Below are 17,696 nucleotides of genomic sequence, written 5' to 3'. Positions count from 1 at the left end.
ATTCAGAATCAGGACATGGAATGGCGCAGTCTTTGCCGCGGAACACCGGCCGCGGTCAACTGCTCGGCGAGAAGAGGAAGGGGGTTGTGGACGAACACCGCCACCTGAAGATCGTCGCCGAGGTCGCACGCGGCGGCCACCGAGCCGACATTGATGGGATCCAGCTCGGGGACATCGGCGAGGTCGAGGATCAGGCGCAATGGCCGCACGCGGCGCACGGTGTGCACCAGCACCTGGCGAAGCTCGACCGCCTTGTCCGGACCGACGACGCCGTGCGGAGCGATCACCACGCTGCCGTCGGCATTCGTCCGCACTTCCAGCACAGTGCCGCGCATCGGGTCACCCTTCGCTACCGTGCGTTCAGCCGCTGGACCACCTTACGACGCAGATTCATCCCCCGTGAAGGAGGTGTGTCGCGGATTGCCCGGGAAACTTGAGACGTCCCCCTCCAGGGGCAGTCTTGCACGAAGATGGGTGAGGCGCCGCTCGTGGTTGACGAGAATGGCGCCGTACCACGCAACGATCCAGGAGCCGCCGATCATGACGCTCGAAGCCGAACCCGTAGCGGAGGCCGACCTCTCCGCCTTCGTGTTGAACCTGCTGGACGACCATCTGGCAGCCATGCGGGACATTCGGGAGCGACTCCGCCCGGGCGGCACGATCACGCCGGGCACCCGCCGGACGATCGCCCTGGACAGCATCACGGTCGCGGCACGTTACGCCGATCGGCTGACGCGCGCGCTGGACGCCGCGCAGCTCACGCTGCGCCACCCGTACGCGGAGCACGAGCCGCGGCTCTGAGACTCGCGCGGCGGCCGCAGATCGTGCCGAGCCGAACGGCCGCGGCGCGTCAATCCCGGCCGCAGATCACGCCGAGCCGGCGGGCCGGACGGCCGCGGCGCGTCAATCCCGCCACTCGCGGTCGAGGATCGCGTAGAGGTCGGAGTCGCGCCAGCCGTCGCGGATCAGCGTTGTCTCGCGCAGCCGGCCCTCGTGCGTCATGCCGATCTTGGTGAGGACCCGCACCGACCCGGCGTTGCGCGGGTCGCAGGTGGCGTACACCCGGTGCAGCCCGTGCTCATGAAAGGCGATCCGCAGCAGCTCCCGGGCCGCGGCCGTGGCGAGGCCCCGCCCCCAGGCGCGCGGGTGGATCCCGTACCCGATCTCGCCCTGACCGCTCCCCCGCAGGTGCAGATCGGCCAGCCCGATGACCTCACCCCCGGCGAGGACGACACGCGGGAAGCTTATCTGCGGGCGCTGGCGCCACAGCCGCGACGCCTCCCGCACGTACGACTGCGTCTCGGCCTCGGTGTTCGGCCCCCACGCCTGGTACCGGCAGGAGTCGAGCAGCTTCGCCCAGTCGTGCACGGCCGGCCAGTCGTCGAACTTCAAGGGCCGCAGCCGCACGTCGTCCATGAGCCGATCTTTCCGCACGGACGGCGCCGGGCGGGCCTCAGGTGGGCGGGCCTCAGGTGGGCGGGCCTCAGGTGGGCGGGCCTCAGGTGGGCGGGCCGAACAGCGGCAGGCGGATCCACCCCAGCGACCGTGCCAGCGAGCGATACAACGGGTATCCGCACAGCACACCGAGAGCGATGGCGATCATCGACCAGATCGTACCGAAAAGGTCTTCCGCCGCGGCGATGGTGTCCTTGTCCAGATATTCGGTGACGCCGATCAATCCCAATGCGCCCGGCACCAACAGCCAGAATGCCGGCAGGAACGAAACCAATGCGGGCGGCCCGGAAGGGCGTCGCTCGACGAAATAGGCGACCGGCGTCATCGCGAGCGCGCCGAAGAATCCCGATAGGTATCCGCCGAACAGCTGATTGCCGAGGAATTGCCCGATCCAGGCGGCGCCCAGCACCACCAGCAGCCACGGCAGCGAGCGATGAGGCGCCGAGTAGTACAGATACGTGCCGAGGCCGACCACGAGCACGCCCACCCACGGCGCCCACCAGCCGATCAGGTTCTGCGGGCTGTCGATCAGCACGTCCGCGGCCGGCAGCTTCACCACCTGGGTCGCCGCCGTGATCCCGAAGGCCAGCAGCAGGAGCTGAAGCGTTCCGGAGACCAACCGGCTCGCCCCCGTGATCATCTCACCGGCGGAGAGCTCGACCACCGACATGGTCAGCGCCGCGCCGGGCAGGAACGTCACCAACGGCGCGATCATGGCGCGCAGATCGGCGTCCGCCCAGCCCGGCGCGGCCAGCAGGAACGTGATCGAGGCGACGATGAACGACACCGTCACCGGCATGATCAACTGCACACTCGGGAAGCGCCCGCCAACCAGCTTGAGCGCGCCCACCAGCAGCCCGAACAGCCCGGCCAGGACGAGATCGCCCCAGGTCGGCTGGAGCACCAGGCAGATGCCCACGGTCAGCACCGAGTGCCCGAAGATCGTCAGCAGGCGGCCGAACCGCGGCCGCATCTCGACGATCTCGAGCACCCGCCTGCTGCCGTCCTCCGGCGAAAGTTTCCCGAGCTTCGCCTCGCGAAGCAGATCGAACAACGCGGCGGTCTGGTCCAGGCGCAAAATGCCGCGAAGCTGGCGGGTGGGTTCCAGCGTTGCCGCGCGTCCCGGTTCGAGCGAGATCTCGACGTACGTCGGGAGCACGGCGACCCGCGCGTGCGGGGCCCCGTAGGCGGCCGACACCTCGAGAAGGTGGTCCTGGATCTCGTTGACCGCCTCCCCCGCCGCGGTCAGCCCACTGCCGATGAACAGCAGGAACCGCAGCAGCGCCCGATCCTCCCCGGACGAGCGGAGGCCGGCGTCGTCAGCGCCGGATTCCCGCATAGTTCTTCAGGAACAGCGCCTCCACCAGCGCCATGTGCTCGATCTCCGACGGGTCGACACTTTCGTTGGGGGCGTGGATCAGGCAGCGCGGCTCCTCCACCCCCATCAGCATGATCTCGGCGTCGGGGAAGGTGTCCTGGAAGACGTTGCACAGCGGGATCGAACCGCCCTGGCCCTCGACCAGCGCCTGCCGCCCGTACGAGTCATGCATGGCCCTGGTCAGCGTGTCGTAGGCCGGGCCGCTGGTCGAACCGCTGAACGGCTCCCCGTCGGCCTCGCGCTCGACGGTGACCTTGGCGCCCCAGGGCGCGGCCCGCTCGAGGTGCTGGATGAGCGCGTCCTGCGCCCGCTTGGCGTCCATGCCGGGCGGAACGCGAAGGTTGATCCGCGCGCGGGCATGCGGCTGGATAGCGGCCGACGAGCCGACCACGGGCGGGCAGTCGATGCCGAGCACGGTGACCGCCGGCCGCGCCCAGACCATGTCGGCGACCCGGCCGCTGCCCAGCAGGCCGACGCCGTTGAGCACGCTGGCGTCCTCGCGGAACTGGTCGGGCGGGTAGTCGGCGCCGGGCCAGACCTGCGTCGCGTCGAGGCCGTCGACGGTGGTGTTGCCCTGCTCGTCGCGCAGCGTCGCGAGCATGTGGACCAGCGCGGCGAGCGCGTCCGGCGCGGCACCGCCGAACATGCCGGAATGCATCGGGCCGGCCATCGTCTCGACAGTGACGACGACGTTGGCGAGGCCGCGCAGCGTGCTGGTCACCGCGGGCACGCCGACCGCGAAGTTGCCGGCGTCGCAGACCAGGATCGCGTCGGCGCGCAGCAGGTCGGCGTGGGTGGGCACGAACGCCTCGAGGCCGCCGGTGCCCTGCTCCTCCGAGCCCTCCCCGACGATCTTCACGGTGACCGGCAGGTTGTCGCCGAGCGCGCGCAGCGCGACGAGGTGGGCGACGATGTTGCCCTTGCAGTCGGCGGCGCCGCGGCCGTACCAGCGGCCGCCGACCTCGGTGAGCTCCCAGACCGGGGTGTTCCAGGCGGCGGCGTCGAGCGGCGGCTGCACGTCGTGGTGGAAGTAGAGCAGCACGGTCGGCGCGCCCTCCGGGCCCTTGCGCTCACCGCAGACGGCCTGGCTGCCGTCCGGTGTCTCGTACGCGGCGACGTCGGCGAACCCGAGGTCGCGGAACGTGCCGAGCAGCCAGTCGACCATGCCGTCGCACTCGCTGCGCGGGAACTGGGCGGCGTCGTGGACCGATTTGAAGGCCACCATGGCGGCCAGGTCGTCCTTCGCCCGCGGCATCAGCGACTTGATCCGGCCGCGGAGCACCTCGTCATCTACCACGTTCGTCTCCCTTTCTAGTTTTTGGCCACCGGGTTCTCGGCCACCGCAGCCGCACCACGTTCGGTACGCCCCGGCCACAGGAACCGGACCACGATCAGCGCGGCGAGGACGATCCCGCCCGTGACCAGCAGGGCGTCGGCGATGCCGTCGCTGAATCCGTCGGCAACCGCCGTGGTCACCGAACGGCCCAGGTCGGGCGGCAGTTGCGCGATGGCGTCCTGGAACGACGCCGAGCCGACCAGCGCGTTCCTGGCGGTGTCGACGTCGGCGGCGGACAGGCCCGCGTTGCGCAACGCGTCCTCGGTGGCGCCGGCCGAGAAGCCGCGGGTCAGCGCGCTCAGCACGGCCACCCCGAGGGCGCCGCCGACCATGCTGGACATCTTGAAGACGCCGGCTGCCGCTCCCGCGAAATCGATCGGCACGTCGCCCACCGCGGTGTTGGAGATCGGGGTGGACAGCACCCCCAGCCCGATCCCGATCACCAGCAGGCCCGCGGCGAGCAGCCACAGCGTGGAGTCCGCGGAAAGAAAACCGAGCACGGCCAGACCCACCGCAAGAACGAAAAGGCCGACGAGTACGGGTATCCGCCCGCCCCGCCGCGAATCGAGTCTCGAGCCCTGCGGGATGAACAGGAAGATGCCCAGCGTGGACGGGAGCATCAGCAGTCCGGCCTCGACGGCGCCGTACCCACGGACGTTCTGCAACCAGAGCACGAGCAGGTAGCTGAGTCCGCCGAACGCCAGGTTCATCATGAGGTTGGCGGTGAGGGCGCCGTCGTAGGCGCGCAGCTTGAACAGGCCCAGATCCACTAGAGGCTCCCGGGCGGTCTTGGCGTCACTCACGCGGTCAGTCTCGGGTCGGCGGCCTCGGGTGGTCTTCATTCGCGACGGATGGGCTTTGTTAATCGCCGTTCGCCCCACCCCACCGGTCGCGCCCGCCTCGCCTGCGCCCGCCTCGCCTGCGCCCGCCTCGCCCGCGCCCGCCTCGCCCGCGCCTGCTCCGTCGGTGCCGGTCTCATCCTTGCCGGGCGATGTGTCGGCGGGCGTCGGTGCCGAGACTGGCGATCGTCCGACCTTGGAGGGCCGACATGTCTGACCTGGACGCGAAGGCGTCGACCGGCAAGGCCGCCGGTCTCGGGGTGCTGCTCGCCGCGTGCGTGTCGACGCTGGTCGTGAACGCGAACACTTCGGCCGTCACCATCCTGCTCCCGGCGATCAGCCAGGACACCGGAACGCCGGTGGACACGCTGCAGTGGGCGGTGACCGGCTACATGCTGGTCGGCGCCGCCGTGATCGTGACCTCCGGCGCGCTCGGCGACGTCTTCGGCCGGCGGAGGATCTTCCTCGGCGGCCTGCTGCTGTTCGTGGCCTCGTGCGTGCTGATCGCGCTCTCCACGGAAGGCGCCGGTGTGATCGCGGGCCGGATGATCCAGGGCGCGGCCGGCTCCACGATCCTGGCCTGCGGCATGAGCCTGCTGTCGGTCGACTCGTCGGGCGCCGGGCAGATGAAGGCGATCACCCTGTGGGGCGCGGCGTCGGCGGCCGGCGGCGCGGCCGGCCCGCTGATCGGCGGCGTCCTGGTGGGCGCCACCGGCTGGCAGGGCCTGTTCTGGATCGACGCGGCGATCGCGGCCGCCTGCATCCCGATCACGCTGCTCATGGTCAAGGAGTCGAGCGACCCGAACCGGTCCCGCTCGATCGACTGGGCCGGCACCGTGCTGATCGCCGTCATCCTCGTGCCGCTGGTCCTGGCCCTGAGCGAGGGCAGCGACTGGGGCTGGGCGTCGCTGGCCACCCTCTCGTGCTTCGTGATCGGGGCGCTCGGCGTCGTCGGTTTCATCTTCGCCGAGAAGCGGGTCTCCGCCCCGCTGGTCGACCTGGCGCTGTTCCGCAACATGGTCCTGGTCGGCTCCACCCTGGCGATCCTGATCGTGGCCGGCACCATCAACGGCCTGATGTACGTGCTGAGCCTGTACTTCCAGGACCCGGCCGGCTTCGCGATGAGCGCGCTGCAGGCCGGCCTGGCCACCCTGCCCGCGGTGGCGGTGATGATCGCGATCACCCCGCTGATCACCCCGGTCGCCGTGAAGATCGGTTCGCGTCAGGCGGTGGCGCTGGGGTTCGTGCTGTCGGCGGCGGGGTTCGCCGCGCTGGGCTTCGCCAAGTCGTCCTGGACCTACGGCTACTTCGTGATTCCGCTGGTCATCATGGCGATCGGCCTGGGCCTCGCGAACGGTCCCGCGTCGTCGGCGTCCACCTCGTCGGTCGAGCCCGCCCAGGTCGGCCAGGCGTCGGGAATCTCCAACATGGCCCGGTACGTGGGCGGCTCGTTGGCCACCGCGGCGACGGCCACTGTCTACGCGGCGGCGATCGCCAGCCACAAGGCGTCGGGCGCGAGCGAGGCGGACGCCTTGGCGGCGGGTCTGTCGCGCTCCGCGATCCTGATGGCCATCATGGCCGGTTGCGGCGTGCTGCTGGTGGTGCTGCTCGGCCGGCACCGGCCGCGCAAGGTGGACATCGGGATCAGCGCGGCGGCCCACTCGCACACGGTTCCGATCGTCTCCGCCGAGAGCTGAGGTTCTTTCGCCGGCCACGCTTTCCTTCGGCGTTCTGTGCAACGCTTCCGGGATGCCGCGCTCGCCGCCCTGCCCGAGCGGCAACGACGGGTCGTGGTGCTGCGCTACATCGGCGATTTCACCGTGCCCGAGATCGCCGAACGGGAGGGCGTCGCCGACGGGACGGTCAAGTCCTGGCTGCACCGGGCCCGGACCGCGCTGGCCGCGAGGCTCGAACACGAGGGGCGAGCAGCCGGTCGGCAGCCGATCGCCCTCCTAGCCCGCCCAGCCTCCTAGCCCGCCCAGCCTCCTGGCCCGTCCGACCCTCCTAGCCCGCCGCCCGCCCTCCGGCCCGCCCAGCCCTCGTAGCCGGTCCAGCCGGTCCGGGCACGCCAGGGTCCCTCCCGGGTCATCGTCTGGCATCGCGCGGCTGGGCTTCCTCCGGGGTCAGCGGCGGTGGCGCGGACGGTGGTGACGGACCGACCGCATTGCCGCGCCGAGCATGGTGACCGTGAAACCGGTGATGATGAGCAGGATCACCGCCGGGCCGGTCACGGGCAGGCCGCCGTCGTCGCTGGTGCCGGCGATGGTCAGGTCGAGGCGCAAGGCCCGCAGGTTGCCGTCGGAATCCACACCGGCGGCCACGAACGAGTGGCTGCCGGTGGGCAGGCTCCCGGGGACGGTCACGGTCTCCTCGAAGGCGCCGCCCTGGTCGGCCGTGACGGTCGCCAGAACGATCGGGCTCGAGTAGATGGTGATCGTGACGGTGGAGTACGGGGCGTAGCCGTCACCGATCATGACCAGCGCCTGGCCCGGGGCGGCGGAGGAGATGGCGCCGTCACCCGTGTCGAGCGGCAGGTCGGTGTCCGGAGGCTCCGTGGCCACGACCGGCGCAGTCGGCGTGACGCTTCCGGAGGCGGCCGACGCCGGGGAGGCGCCGCCGGCCGAGAGAGCCACCACGGTCACGGTGTACGACGTGCCGGCCTCGGCACCGATGACACAACTGGTCACGCCGTCGGTGGTGCAGCCGGCGGGCCCGGGGCTGGCGGTGGCGCGATAGCCGGTGATCTCGACACCGTTGGCGACCGGCGCGCTCCACGACACCTTGATCGAGGAGTAGCCCGCCGTCGCCGAGACACCGGTAGGCGCGAGCGGCGCGCCCGTGGACGCGGACGGGCTGGGAGTCGCCGACGAGCTGGCCGAGGGCGTCGCGGAGCTGGACGCGGACGCGCTGGGCGAAGCGCTCACCGACGTGGAGGCCGAGGCCGACGGCGTGCTGATCCTCGACGCCGACGGACTGACAGAGACCGAGGCGGACCCAGAAACGGACGGCGAAGCGGACCCGGATCCGGATACCGACGGAGAAGCGGACGCGGATCCGGATGCCGAAGCGGATCCGGAAACAGAGGCGGATCCGGAAGCAGAGGCGGAAGCGGACGCGGATCCAGAAGCCGACGAAGAAGCCGTCGCCGATCCGGAAACGGACGCGGATCCGGATTCGGACGGGGATGCGGAGCCGGACGTCGATCCCTCGGCCGCTACCGAGGACGATGCCGACGCCGACGGGCACTCGGACTCCTCCGCCGCCGCCTCGGCACCGTTCACCGTTGCCGAGTCGGTCGATGTCGGGGTCTCGGTCGGTGCAGGCGTCTCAGTGGTGGGCTCGGTCGTGGGCGGGCTCGTCGGCTCCGAACTGGGTTCACTCGTCGCGGAACTCGCGGGCTCCGAACTCGGCTCACTCGCCGCGGAACTCACCGGCTCCGAAGTCGGTGTCGGCGACGTCGTGGATTCCGACGGTGTCGGCTCGGGCGTCGCCGTCGTGGACTCCGACGGCGACGCAGTCGGCTCGCTCGATGGGGTCGAGGTCTCCGTCTCCGAGGACAACGCCGAGGACGGCTCGGAGGTGGTCGGCGCCGAGGACGGCTCGGAGGTGGCGGGCGCGGACGACGGCTCGGAGGTGGCGGGCGCGGACGACGGCTCGGACGTGGCCGACGCGGACGACGCCTCGGACGTGGCCGACGCGGACGACGCCTCGGACGTGGCCGACGCGGACGACGCCTCCGAGGTGGCCGGCGCGGACGATGGCGTCGGCGTCGTGGCGGAGGCCGTCGATGCGCCGGTTGACACCGAACTCGACGGGCACGGGTCGTCGGCGCGCAGGGCGAACGAATTCGGTCCGTGCGAGCGTGCCCGCCCGATCGTCACGAGCATCGTCACCAGCAAGCACACGAGAAGCGCCGCGTAGACGAAATGCCGCCGTTCCGCATTCCGGTGCTTTCCGCCGCGGTTGCTCACACCCCAGTGCATTCCGAATTCCCCACCCGTGTCGGCCGTCACGCGACGCGCCGATCGGACGGCGCTGTTTACCCACGCTATGGCGGTGCGAGCTCGCTGCCTGACTTCCCGGAAAATCGGGGACAACGCCACGGACTTTCTCGGTTTCGCCGGAATCACGAAACTCAGGAAATCGCTCGCGCACGTCGCGAAACATTCGCCGCAGAAGGGCGACTCCGCCACTCCGGGCCGATACTCAAGCAGGAGATCCGTTTCGGGGTTCGGGGAATGGTGCGAGCAACGCCGGCGCGCCGCCGCTCAGATCGCCCTGAGAGGCGGCGCGCACCGAATCGCTCAGAGCTCGCCGAAGAAGGCCCGGACGTCGTCCGCGAAGAGCTTGGGCTCCTCGGCGGAGAGGAAGTTTCCGCCGGCCGGCAGCTCCGTCCAACGCGCGACCGGCGACTCCTTCTCCGCGTAGCGGCGGATCGTGATGTCGGTGACGCCGAGCGCGACGCCCAGCGGGACCGGCGACTTCTCCTTCGGCGCCCACGCGGACGGGTCGTGCGCCGCCTCCCAGTAGAGGTTGGCCGACGAGCCGGCGGTGCCGGTGAACCAGTAGAGGCTCACATTCGTCAGCAGCAGATCGCGGTCGATCTCGGAGTCGGTCCACTCGACGAATTTCTCGGCGATCCAGGCGAGCTGGCCGACCGGCGAGTCGTGCAGGGCGTAGGCGAGGGTCTGCGGGCGCGTGGACTGGATGACGTTGAAGCCCATCTTGTCGTCGCGGAATTCCTGGAGGCGGCGCAGGCGGTCCTGCTCGGCCTCGGTGAGGCCGACGAGGTCGTCGGACGGGAAGGTGATGTGGCCGTTCACATGCACACCGATCACGTTGGACGGGCGCTGACGGCCCATCTCGACGGCGATCGCCGCGCCACCGCCGGTGCCCTGGACGCCGTAACGGTCGTAGCCGAGCCTCGCCATGATCTCGTTGAAGGCGGCGGCGCTGCGGGACCCGTTCCAGCCGGCGCTGAGCAGCGGGCCGGAGAAGGCGACGCCGGGGTTGCTGACCAGAACCAGGTGGAAGTCGTTGCGCAGGGCCTCGACGACCGGCAGGTACAACGCGAACGACCCGGGCCAGTCGTGGCTGATCAGCAGCGGGACGGCGGCGGGGTTGGCCGAGCGGACATGCGCGAAGTGAATCGGCTGCCCGTCGACCTCGGTGCGGAACTGCGGCAGGGCGTTGAGCCGGGCCTCGGCGGCGCGCCAGTCGAACTCGCGCTCCCAGTAGGTGGCGAGGTCGCGCATGTAGTCGACCGGGACGCCGCGGCGCCAGCCCTGGCCGGGGACCTCGGGGGTCCAGCGGGTGCGGGCCAGGCGGTCGCGCAGGTCGTCGACGTCGCTCTGCGGGACGTCGATGCGGAATTCGCTGATCATCGTGCTCGCCTCCGGCGTTCGGGATACTCGCGGAACGGAATGCTTTGTTCTGCTCTGATTCTAGCAGAGCGGAACGATCCGTTCCAGTGCTAGTCTGAGAAACATGGCGAGCACAGCGGGACGCGCACGCGAGGCAGCGCGCAACGACGAGACGATCCTGGCGGCGGCCCGCGAGGTCTTCCTGGAGGACCATCGCGCCCCGATCTCCGCGGTGGCCGAGCGGGCGGGCGTGGGCATCAGCGCGCTGTACCGCCGCTACGCCGGAAAGGAAGATCTGCTGCGCACCCTCTGCCACGACGGTCTGAAGCAGTTCATCGCCGAGGCCGAGCGGGCGTCGCAGGAGGAGGACGACTGGACGGCCTTCGAAACTTTCCTCCGCGGTGTCGTCGACGCCGACGTGCACTCGCTGACCGTGCACCTGGCCGGCACGTTCCTCCCGACCGACCAGATGAGGGCCGACGCCATCCGCGCGAACGACCTCGCCACGACACTTTTCGAGCGCGCGCGGCGACACTTGCGGCCCGGCGCCGTCCCCGACGACATCACGATGCTGCTGGAGATGTGCGCCGCCGTCCGCATCCCCGACCCCGACCGCACCAGGGAGCTGCGCCGCCGCTACGTCGCGGCCCTGCTGGACGGCATGCGCGAGGGCGAAGAACTGCCGGGACCACCACCCACCGCCGAGGAGTTGGGCTGGCGATGGCGACAACGATGACCCGTACACGGAAGTCCCGAACGATGTGGCGGAAAACTCCCGGCATTAATGGCGATTTCACATGACGGCGGAGCGTTCTCCAGCCTGACACGGACAGCAATCGGCGGCGACATCTGCCACCGCCAGGATGATCGGCATGAGGACCATCGACCGATCCCGGACGGCCCACTGGGCCACCGACCTGATCGACGTGGCCGCTGTGTTCTTCGCGGTCGGCACCGCTCACCTGTTCGTCACGCTGCTGGGCGAGCACGCCCACGGCGCCGCGATGCTCACCGTGAGCGGCGCCATTCTCATCGCGGGCGCGCTGCTCCGGAAACGCTGGGCCCGCAGACGCCGGGCCACCGTCCCGCGCCGGCACGCCACGCTGCCCGACCTGCTGGCCATCCCGGCCCGCGAATGCACGCTGATGCGGCTACGCACCACTCTGCCCGACCGCCCCGGCACGCTGGCCGCGCTGAGCGGGCGCCTGGCGGCCCAGGGCGTCAACATCCTGGCGATCCAGATCCACCCCGCCGAGCACGGCGCCGTCGACGAACTGCTGGTCGCCGTCCCGCGCGAGGTGTCCACCGACGACCTGCTCGCCGCGGTGGCGGCCGGCGGCGGCGAGCTCACCGAGGCGATCCCCGCCGACGCCCATGACCTGGTCGATCCGGCTACCCGGGCCCTGACCATCGCCCGCCACGCCGCCGCCGGCCACACCACCCTGGACGAGGCCGTCCACCGGCTCCTCGACGCCGATGTGACCACGACTCCCCCGCCAGCCGGCGCCCACGTGGCGGCCGTGCACGCCGCCTCGGGCGAGCCGTATTTCCTGGCCCGCCGCCGCCCGGCCTTCACGCCGACGGAGGTTTCCCGCGCCCAGTCCCTGATCGACCTGTGCGAGGCGCTGTCGCGCCGGTAAGAAGCTGCGCAGCAAGAAATCTCAGGCCACGAAAATGCAGAGCGGATGGCCGGCGGGGTCGGCGTAGACGCGCAACGGCTCGTCGGGGTCGTCGCTGCGGTCGTAGAGAAGCCGCGCGCCCAAGGCGAGCGCCCGCTCGTGCTGAGTGTCCAGTTCCGGCTTGGAGGCGACAGTGGTGTCCAGGTGCAGTTGCTGCGGCACCGTGTTGTCGGGCCACGTCGTCGGGGTCAGCGAGTCGACCTGCTGGAAGGCGAGCTGCGGGCCGCCGTTCGGGTTCTGCAGGACGAGCCAGTCGTGGCCGCGCTCGTCGGGCTCCCCGGCCGGCGGGGGCTCGTCGCCGGGCCGGTATTCCAGGGCGAACAGCTTGCGGTAGAACTCGGCCAGCTCGCGGGCGTTGGTTCCGTCCAGGACGACCTGTCGTATCGTCGGGAATCCCGTCATATCCCTCAGCAAACCACGACTCGGTTCCGGCCGCTCTCCTTGGCGCGGTACAGGGCGTGGTCGGCGCGGGCCAGCATCTGGTCGAGCGTGGCGTCGGCGGGGTCGAGCTGGGTGAGGCCGACGCTGATGGTGATGTTCAGCGGGCCGGCGGCCGTGGCGATGGGGGTGTCGGCGACGGCGGCGCGCATGCGCTCGGCCAGCTCGGGGGCGCTGCCGTCGTGGTCGGGAAGGACCACGGCGAACTCCTCGCCGCCGTACCGGCCCAGCACGTCGGAATGGCGGATGCCGGTCCGGAGCCGCGCCGCGACCTCCCGGATGACCTCGTCGCCCACGCCATGGCCGTACGTGTCATTGACGCTCTTGAACTTGTCGATGTCGAGCATGACGGCGGCCAGATCGCGGGACCCCCGGGCCGCGGACGAGACGAGGGCGGTGGCGATCGCGTAGAAGTGCCGCCGGTTGTGCTGGCCGGTGAGCTCGTCGGTGGTGGCGAGCTCCTGGACGCGGCTGAACAGGCAGGCGTTGAGGTAGGCGCTCAGGCCCTGGGTGGCGAGCGCCGCCGCGACCTGGACGGCGCTGTCGTCGAAACTGTCCGCACCGAGCACGACAATCCCGCTGCGCCCGTCGCGATGATCGAGCGGAATGATCAGGAGCTTCGGTCCGTACGCTTCGGCCATGTCGCCGGCCGGCACCACGGTCGGCATCAGCACCGGCGGCAGCGAAACCGGCAGCGGTCCGCCCAGCACAGCCGGATCCGCCTTGCCGGTCACCTCGATGACGACGGCGCCATCGGCGCTGAGCAGACATCCGGCGGTCGCGTCCAGCTGCGCGGCGAGCATTCCGAACAACGAGGACAGCAGCCGGGACGGGTCGTGGATCCCACTCAGCTCGGCGAGCGAGGCCCGCAACATCTCCGCGAACGCCTGCTGCTGCTGAGCCGCCCGCAACGACAGGTGCAGCTGCGCCGCCCGGGCCGTCTCCAGCGAAACCGCGACATGGCTGGTGACCCCGATCAGCACCTCGACGTCGTCGTCGGTGAAGATCCCGCGCGCCATCCGGCTGTCGAGATACACGACCCCGAGGGTGTTTCCCTTGAACTGCACCGGAGCCACCATGATGCTGCGCAGCCCGTGCACCACCGCGCTGCGCGACCCGAGGGCCGCCCCCTGCTCGGTCCCGGTCAGGACGAGCGCCTCACCGCTGGACGCGACCCGCCGCACGAGCGTCGCCCCGTAGGCGGAAGTCTCGGCGAGGTCGGTCCCGTCCGCGCCGCGACCGGCGAACTGCATCGGCTCGCCCGCCTCGTCGAGCAGGAAGAACAGCGCCCGCTCGGCCCCGAGGATCCGCAGCATCTCGTCGAGCGCGACCCGGGCCAGCTCCTGCGGGTCGAGCACCGTGGCGGCCGCCGCGCCGACCTGTTGCAACGCTTCCAGCCTGCGGCTGCGCCCCGCGTCGCCGCGCCGGTCCACGACCGTGCGCCGGTTGGTCGCCGCCCCTTCCTCGGCGCCGAACTCGGTGCGCGCCTGCCGCCGCCGCGACTCCCACCCGTGCACGGTCGCCAGCGAGAGCGCGATCCGCGCCTGCCGGTCCGATTCGTTGACCAGCCCCAGTGCCCGGAACGCCCGCGCCCGGAACCGCGCCACCTCGAAGTGCACGAGCGGCGCGTCGGCCGAACGCGCCACCTGCTCGGCCTTGTCGCTCCACTCGACGCACTTGCGCGGCTCGCCGAGCATCTGCGCGAGCGCCGCCTCCCCGATGAGATACGCGGCGTCGAGCAGCGGCGAGCTCTTGCGCACCCGGCGCAGGTCGGCCACCGCGCCGCGCGCCGCCGCGATCCGGGCCGGCCGGTTCTCGTCGGGCGCCATCCGCAGCTGCGCCATCCGTCCGTGGGACTGATAGGCGAAGAACCATTTGTGCTGCGTCATCATGTCGCGCAGGCGCAGCCCAAGCCCGCGGAACTCGGCGACGATGGCCTCGAACGGCTCGCCGAACTCGCCCTGCTCGACGGCGGCGCACGCGGCGGCGACGAGCATGTTGGCCCGCTGCACGGTGGTGCCCTCGCCCTCGGGCAGCGCGGCGCGCAGTTCGGCCAGGGCGGTCGCGGCCTCGCCGTGCCGGCCCTGCATCGCCGGAATCATCACCGAGAGCATGCTGAACGAGGTGCCGCGCACGAGGGACATGTCGTGCAGACGCTTCACGCCGCGGTCGTACTCGGCCTGGCTCTCCACTGTGTATCCGCGCAGCAGGAGCCGCAGCCCGACGGTCGCGTAGCCCGGAATGAGCTGGGCGGGGCCGAACCAGCGCTCGTGGCGGGTGATGGCCTCCTCCCAGGCGCTGCCGTCGTCGACGCCGCCGATCAGCCAGGCGCAGCCGCGCAGCCATTCGACGTAGGCGGTGAGCCCGGGATCGCCGAGCTGGCTCGCGACCTCGGCGGCGCGGTCGAGGCAGCGGCCGGCGGTGCCGCGCAGCTTGACCACGGCGGCGACGTAGCCGGTCAGCGCATAGACGCGGACGTATTCGGGGCAGGGTCCGAGGCGGTTCACCGCGTACATCGCGCGCATCGCGAGGACGCCGGCCTCGCGCAGGCGCAGGCCGAGCCCGGCGGCATAGCCACCGGCATCGAGGGTGGCGGCGAGCGCGGCGAGATCGTCGCGGCGGCGTTGCCGGGCCTTTCCGAATCCCCATCCCGTACGGCGGACCGCGCCGCCCGCCACCGCGATGCCGACCGTGGAGGCGATCAGCCTGAGGGTGTTCGCGGGCAGCGGACGGCCGAGCTCGGTGAGGGCCGCGGCGGTGGCCGCGAGGGCCTTCTCGTCGTCCCAGAGCGTGTGGTGCAGCTCGATCCGGGTGATGAGCAGCCGCGCGCGGGAGCGGCGGTCGGCCTCGGCCGCGAGGGCCCGCTCGATGGTGGCGCCGGCCTCGGCGAACCGGGCCGCGCGCAGGTAGGCCATCGCGAGCGGGTGCAGCACGGCCGTGGCCGGGACGGGATCGCCGGCGAGGGCGTCCTCGAGGTAGCCGACGGCCTCGGCCGGGGCCATGTCGTCCAGGGCGCGCAGGCCCGCGGCCAGGGCGCTGCGGCGGCGCTTGGCGGCCGGGACGGCGTCGCCCGCGCGGCGGTGGTGGCGGGCCACGGCGTACACGTGATCGGCGTCGCGCAGCGCCTCGGGCAGGCTCTCGAGCGCGTCGGCGATCGCCGCGTGCAATCGCGTCAGCCGCTGCTCCCCCACCCCGTCGAGCAGGGTCTCGCGCAGCAGCGGGTGCAGGAAGACGAACCAGCCGCCCGGCCGGGCCTCGACGACGCGACGCTCGACCGCGGCGCCGACCGCGGCCACCACCCGGTTGGCTTCTCCCCCGGCCGCCACCAGGGTCTCCGTGCGGAAGCGCGGGCCGGCGACGGCGGCGGTGACCAGGAAATCGCGGTCGCCATCGGTGAGGGTCGCCAGCCGGGAGGCGAGCAGGGCGCGGACGTCCTCGGCGGCGGGCAGCGCGTCGGCGCCGGTCACGTCGAAGTGCCAGGCGCCCCAGAGCGGGGTGAGCAGCCCGGCGTCGAGCAGCCGCAGGAGGTAGGCGACGACCGCGAGCGGCGAGCCGTTGGTGCGGCCGGCGATGTGCGCGGTGAGCTCGGCCGGCGCGACCGCGCCGGGCAGGCGGGAGGCGACGAGCTCCGCGACGGCGGCGTGGTCGAGCGGCACGCAGTCCAGCTCGAGGCCGACCGCGAGCGCGGTCGGCTCGCCGGCCCCGAACCGCTCGGTCAGCAGCACCAGCAACGGCAGCTTGGGCAGATCCGGGGCGAGCCGGGCAAGAACCTCGCGGCTGCCGGCGTCGAGCCAGTGCGCGTCGTCGCAGAGCAGCATCAGTCCACTGTGGGCCCTGGCGAGCTCGCCGAGGAACGTGGCGACCGCGGCGAACAGATGGTCGTCGCGGGCGTCGCCCGCCTCGCCGACGAGCGCCTCGAGCCGCGAGCTCAGCCGGGCCACCAGCGGAGCGCCGGCGACGGTGGCGGCAGCGCGGACGCGCTGCTCGGCCTCGGCGCGAGCCGGGCCGTCGAGCAACGCGATCCGCTGCAGGTGCCCCTCGATCGCGGCGCGCAGGGCGGCGAGCGGCAGGGCCTCGTCCTCCTGGCAGGCGGCCCGCAGCACCGGCACGTCGGTGACGAGCGCGGCGGCCTCCTCGGCGAGCCGGGTGCGGCCCGAGCCGCCCGGCCCGCGGATGACGGCGACGCCGCCGCGGCCGAGACTCGCGCGACGCCAGCGGTTGGCGAGGTCCTCGCGCTCGGCGTCGCGGCCGCAGAGTGGCCAGCCGCGTGCGGCGGGCTCGGCCGCGGCCTCGCCGCCGGGGCAGGCGCGCAGGGCGGTGATGAGGGCGGCGGCGTCGGGGTAGCGGTCGTCCGGGTCCTTGGCGAGCAGCCGGGTCACGACGGCGGCGAGAGCCGGATCGGCACCGGGGATCTCGGGGACGGGCGCGGTCAGGTGCAGCCGCAGCAGCTGCCCGACGTCCTGGGCCTCGAACGGCAGCCGCCCCGTGAGGCACTCGAACAGCACGACGCCGAGCGAGTAGAGGTCGGAGCGGCCGTCGACCGGGCGCTTGAGCATGCCGGACTGCTCGGGCGAGGTGTAGAGGAACGTGCCGACCGCGCGGTCGTCGTCCTCGGGCGCGGCGCCCAGCAGGGCGAGGCCGAAGTCGATGAGCTTGGCGGGCCGGCCCGGCGACATCATGATGTTGCCGGGTTTGACGTCGCGGTGCACGAGGCCGACGCGGTGGGCGGCGGCCAGGCCGCGGCCGAGCTGGCTGGCGAGCTCGACGACCCGTTCCGGGGCGAGCGGCCCGTGGGCGAGCTGGTCGGCGAGGGAGCCGCCGGGGATGTACTCGAGGACCAGGGCGGGCACGCCGTCGTGGCGGCCGGCGGCGTGGATGCGCGGGACGCCCGGGTTGTCGACGCAGGCGAGCAGCGCGGCCTCGCGGTGGAACGCGGTGAGCACCCCCGGGTCGTCGGCGCCCTCGGCGTTGGGGCGCTTGAGCGCGTACGTGTCGTCGCCGCGCCGGACCCGGTGCACGGTGGTGAACGCGCCCCGGCCCAGCTCGTCCTCGATGGTCAGGCCGGTCAGGTCCTGGTCACTCACTGGCACCCACTCCGCAACTGAAGGTTCGTAGCTCTTCATCGGCAGGGCGGGCCGGGACTTGACCCCGGAGGGCGGCGGATATGTCAGGCGCTTCGCACCCGACATATCCGAAATATCAGCATTC

The 17,696-nt window shown here is 71.9% G+C and carries 14 protein-coding genes and 1 pseudogene; 6 read left to right on the top strand and 9 right to left on the bottom strand.

Features of this window, described 5'->3' with window-relative positions; all coding sequences use genetic code 11:
- Window positions 1-8: 8 nt before the first annotated feature.
- Window positions 9-335, bottom strand: a complete 327-nt coding sequence (locus ACIA5D_RS17475; RefSeq protein ID WP_396030955.1) for a hypothetical protein — start codon at window positions 333-335, stop codon at window positions 9-11.
- 205 nt (window positions 336-540) lie between these two features.
- On the opposite strand from ACIA5D_RS17475, the gene ACIA5D_RS17470 reads away from it, so the two are divergent.
- On the top strand, window positions 541-801 hold the full coding sequence (locus tag ACIA5D_RS17470; RefSeq protein ID WP_396030954.1) for a hypothetical protein: 261 nt from the start codon (window positions 541-543) through the stop codon (window positions 799-801).
- 102 nt (window positions 802-903) lie between these two features.
- Here the strand turns inward: ACIA5D_RS17470 and ACIA5D_RS17465 are convergent, their stop codons facing one another.
- The 4 genes from ACIA5D_RS17465 to ACIA5D_RS17450 all read right to left on the bottom strand — a co-directional run bounded on the left by ACIA5D_RS17465 (window position 904) and on the right by ACIA5D_RS17450 (window position 5,011).
- Complete coding sequence (locus ACIA5D_RS17465) at window positions 904-1,416, bottom strand: GNAT family N-acetyltransferase (RefSeq protein WP_396030952.1); 513 nt, start codon at window positions 1,414-1,416, stop codon at window positions 904-906.
- Between the two features lie 82 nt (window positions 1,417-1,498).
- Window positions 1,499-2,794 carry a threonine/serine exporter ThrE family protein gene (locus ACIA5D_RS17460; protein WP_396030951.1) on the bottom strand — a complete coding sequence of 432 codons (1,296 nt, stop codon included), beginning with the start codon at window positions 2,792-2,794 and terminating at the stop codon, window positions 1,499-1,501.
- Window positions 2,775-4,130 (bottom strand): dipeptidase, encoded by a 1,356-nt coding sequence (locus ACIA5D_RS17455; RefSeq protein WP_396030950.1) that lies wholly within the window; start codon window positions 4,128-4,130, stop codon window positions 2,775-2,777. Before ACIA5D_RS17455 ends, ACIA5D_RS17460 begins: the two co-directional genes overlap by 20 nt.
- 14 nt (window positions 4,131-4,144) lie before the next feature.
- Window positions 4,145-5,011, bottom strand: coding sequence for an MFS transporter (locus tag ACIA5D_RS17450; RefSeq protein WP_396030948.1), 867 nt, complete (start codon window positions 5,009-5,011; stop codon window positions 4,145-4,147).
- Window positions 5,012-5,217: 206 nt separating this feature from the next.
- On the opposite strand from ACIA5D_RS17450, the gene ACIA5D_RS17445 reads away from it, so the two are divergent.
- A complete protein-coding gene (locus ACIA5D_RS17445) occupies window positions 5,218-6,705 on the top strand; it encodes an MFS transporter (RefSeq protein ID WP_396030947.1) in 1,488 nt (495 codons plus the stop codon).
- Window positions 6,706-6,762: 57 nt separating this feature from the next.
- Window positions 6,763-6,981: pseudogene (locus tag ACIA5D_RS17440) on the top strand (RNA polymerase sigma factor); the annotation flags it as partial.
- A gap of 150 nt (window positions 6,982-7,131) precedes the next feature.
- Here the strand turns inward: ACIA5D_RS17440 and ACIA5D_RS17435 are convergent.
- Window positions 7,132-7,788 carry a hypothetical protein gene (locus ACIA5D_RS17435; RefSeq protein ID WP_396030946.1) on the bottom strand — a complete coding sequence of 219 codons (657 nt, stop codon included), beginning with the start codon at window positions 7,786-7,788 and terminating at the stop codon, window positions 7,132-7,134.
- A gap of 58 nt (window positions 7,789-7,846) precedes the next feature.
- On the opposite strand from ACIA5D_RS17435, the gene ACIA5D_RS17430 reads away from it, so the two are divergent.
- Complete coding sequence (locus ACIA5D_RS17430) at window positions 7,847-8,929, top strand: hypothetical protein (protein ID WP_396030945.1); 1,083 nt, start codon at window positions 7,847-7,849, stop codon at window positions 8,927-8,929.
- 383 nt (window positions 8,930-9,312) lie between these two features.
- Here the strand turns inward: ACIA5D_RS17430 and ACIA5D_RS17425 are convergent, their stop codons facing one another.
- Window positions 9,313-10,392 (bottom strand): epoxide hydrolase family protein, encoded by a 1,080-nt coding sequence (locus ACIA5D_RS17425; RefSeq protein WP_396030944.1) that lies wholly within the window; start codon window positions 10,390-10,392, stop codon window positions 9,313-9,315.
- A gap of 103 nt (window positions 10,393-10,495) precedes the next feature.
- Here ACIA5D_RS17425 and ACIA5D_RS17420 point away from each other — a divergent pair, with 103 nt between their 5' ends.
- Window positions 10,496-11,107: a TetR/AcrR family transcriptional regulator gene (locus ACIA5D_RS17420; protein ID WP_396030943.1), complete on the top strand. Its 612-nt coding sequence runs from the start codon at window positions 10,496-10,498 to the stop codon at window positions 11,105-11,107.
- Between the two features lie 136 nt (window positions 11,108-11,243).
- Window positions 11,244-12,011 carry an ACT domain-containing protein gene (locus ACIA5D_RS17415; RefSeq protein ID WP_396030942.1) on the top strand — a complete coding sequence of 256 codons (768 nt, stop codon included), beginning with the start codon at window positions 11,244-11,246 and terminating at the stop codon, window positions 12,009-12,011.
- A gap of 21 nt (window positions 12,012-12,032) precedes the next feature.
- Here the strand turns inward: ACIA5D_RS17415 and ACIA5D_RS17410 are convergent, their stop codons facing one another.
- Both ACIA5D_RS17410 and ACIA5D_RS17405 read right to left on the bottom strand, forming a co-directional pair.
- The gene (locus tag ACIA5D_RS17410; protein ID WP_396030941.1) at window positions 12,033-12,452 is read right to left on the bottom strand and encodes a VOC family protein; all 420 of its coding nucleotides are present in this window, start codon (window positions 12,450-12,452) and stop codon (window positions 12,033-12,035) included.
- A gap of 5 nt (window positions 12,453-12,457) precedes the next feature.
- Window positions 12,458-17,611, bottom strand: a complete 5,154-nt coding sequence (locus tag ACIA5D_RS17405; RefSeq protein ID WP_396031010.1) for a diguanylate cyclase — start codon at window positions 17,609-17,611, stop codon at window positions 12,458-12,460.
- Window positions 17,612-17,696: the final 85 nt, after the last annotated feature.

Source organism: Actinoplanes sp. NPDC051513 (assembly GCF_044454685.1).
GTDB lineage: Bacteria > Actinomycetota > Actinomycetes > Mycobacteriales > Micromonosporaceae > Actinoplanes.
This window is presented reverse-complemented; position numbering and strand designations above follow the sequence as displayed.

Excerpts from the sequence above, each read along its gene's own strand:
- ACIA5D_RS17475 (WP_396030955.1), bottom strand. The coding sequence starts at position 335 with ATGCGCGGCACTGTGCTGGAAGTGCGGACGAATGCCGACGGCAGCGTG.
- ACIA5D_RS17470 (WP_396030954.1), top strand. The coding sequence starts at position 541 with ATGACGCTCGAAGCCGAACCCGTAGCGGAGGCCGACCTCTCCGCCTTC.
- ACIA5D_RS17465 (WP_396030952.1), bottom strand. The coding sequence starts at position 1,416 with ATGGACGACGTGCGGCTGCGGCCCTTGAAGTTCGACGACTGGCCGGCC.
- ACIA5D_RS17460 (WP_396030951.1), bottom strand. The coding sequence starts at position 2,794 with ATGCGGGAATCCGGCGCTGACGACGCCGGCCTCCGCTCGTCCGGGGAG.
- ACIA5D_RS17450 (WP_396030948.1), bottom strand. The coding sequence starts at position 5,011 with ATGAAGACCACCCGAGGCCGCCGACCCGAGACTGACCGCGTGAGTGAC.
- ACIA5D_RS17445 (WP_396030947.1), top strand. The coding sequence starts at position 5,218 with ATGTCTGACCTGGACGCGAAGGCGTCGACCGGCAAGGCCGCCGGTCTC.
- ACIA5D_RS17425 (WP_396030944.1), bottom strand. The coding sequence starts at position 10,392 with ATGATCAGCGAATTCCGCATCGACGTCCCGCAGAGCGACGTCGACGAC.
- ACIA5D_RS17420 (WP_396030943.1), top strand. The coding sequence starts at position 10,496 with ATGGCGAGCACAGCGGGACGCGCACGCGAGGCAGCGCGCAACGACGAG.
- ACIA5D_RS17415 (WP_396030942.1), top strand. The coding sequence starts at position 11,244 with ATGAGGACCATCGACCGATCCCGGACGGCCCACTGGGCCACCGACCTG.
- ACIA5D_RS17410 (WP_396030941.1), bottom strand. The coding sequence starts at position 12,452 with ATGACGGGATTCCCGACGATACGACAGGTCGTCCTGGACGGAACCAAC.
- ACIA5D_RS17405 (WP_396031010.1), bottom strand. The coding sequence starts at position 17,611 with ATGAAGAGCTACGAACCTTCAGTTGCGGAGTGGGTGCCAGTGAGTGAC.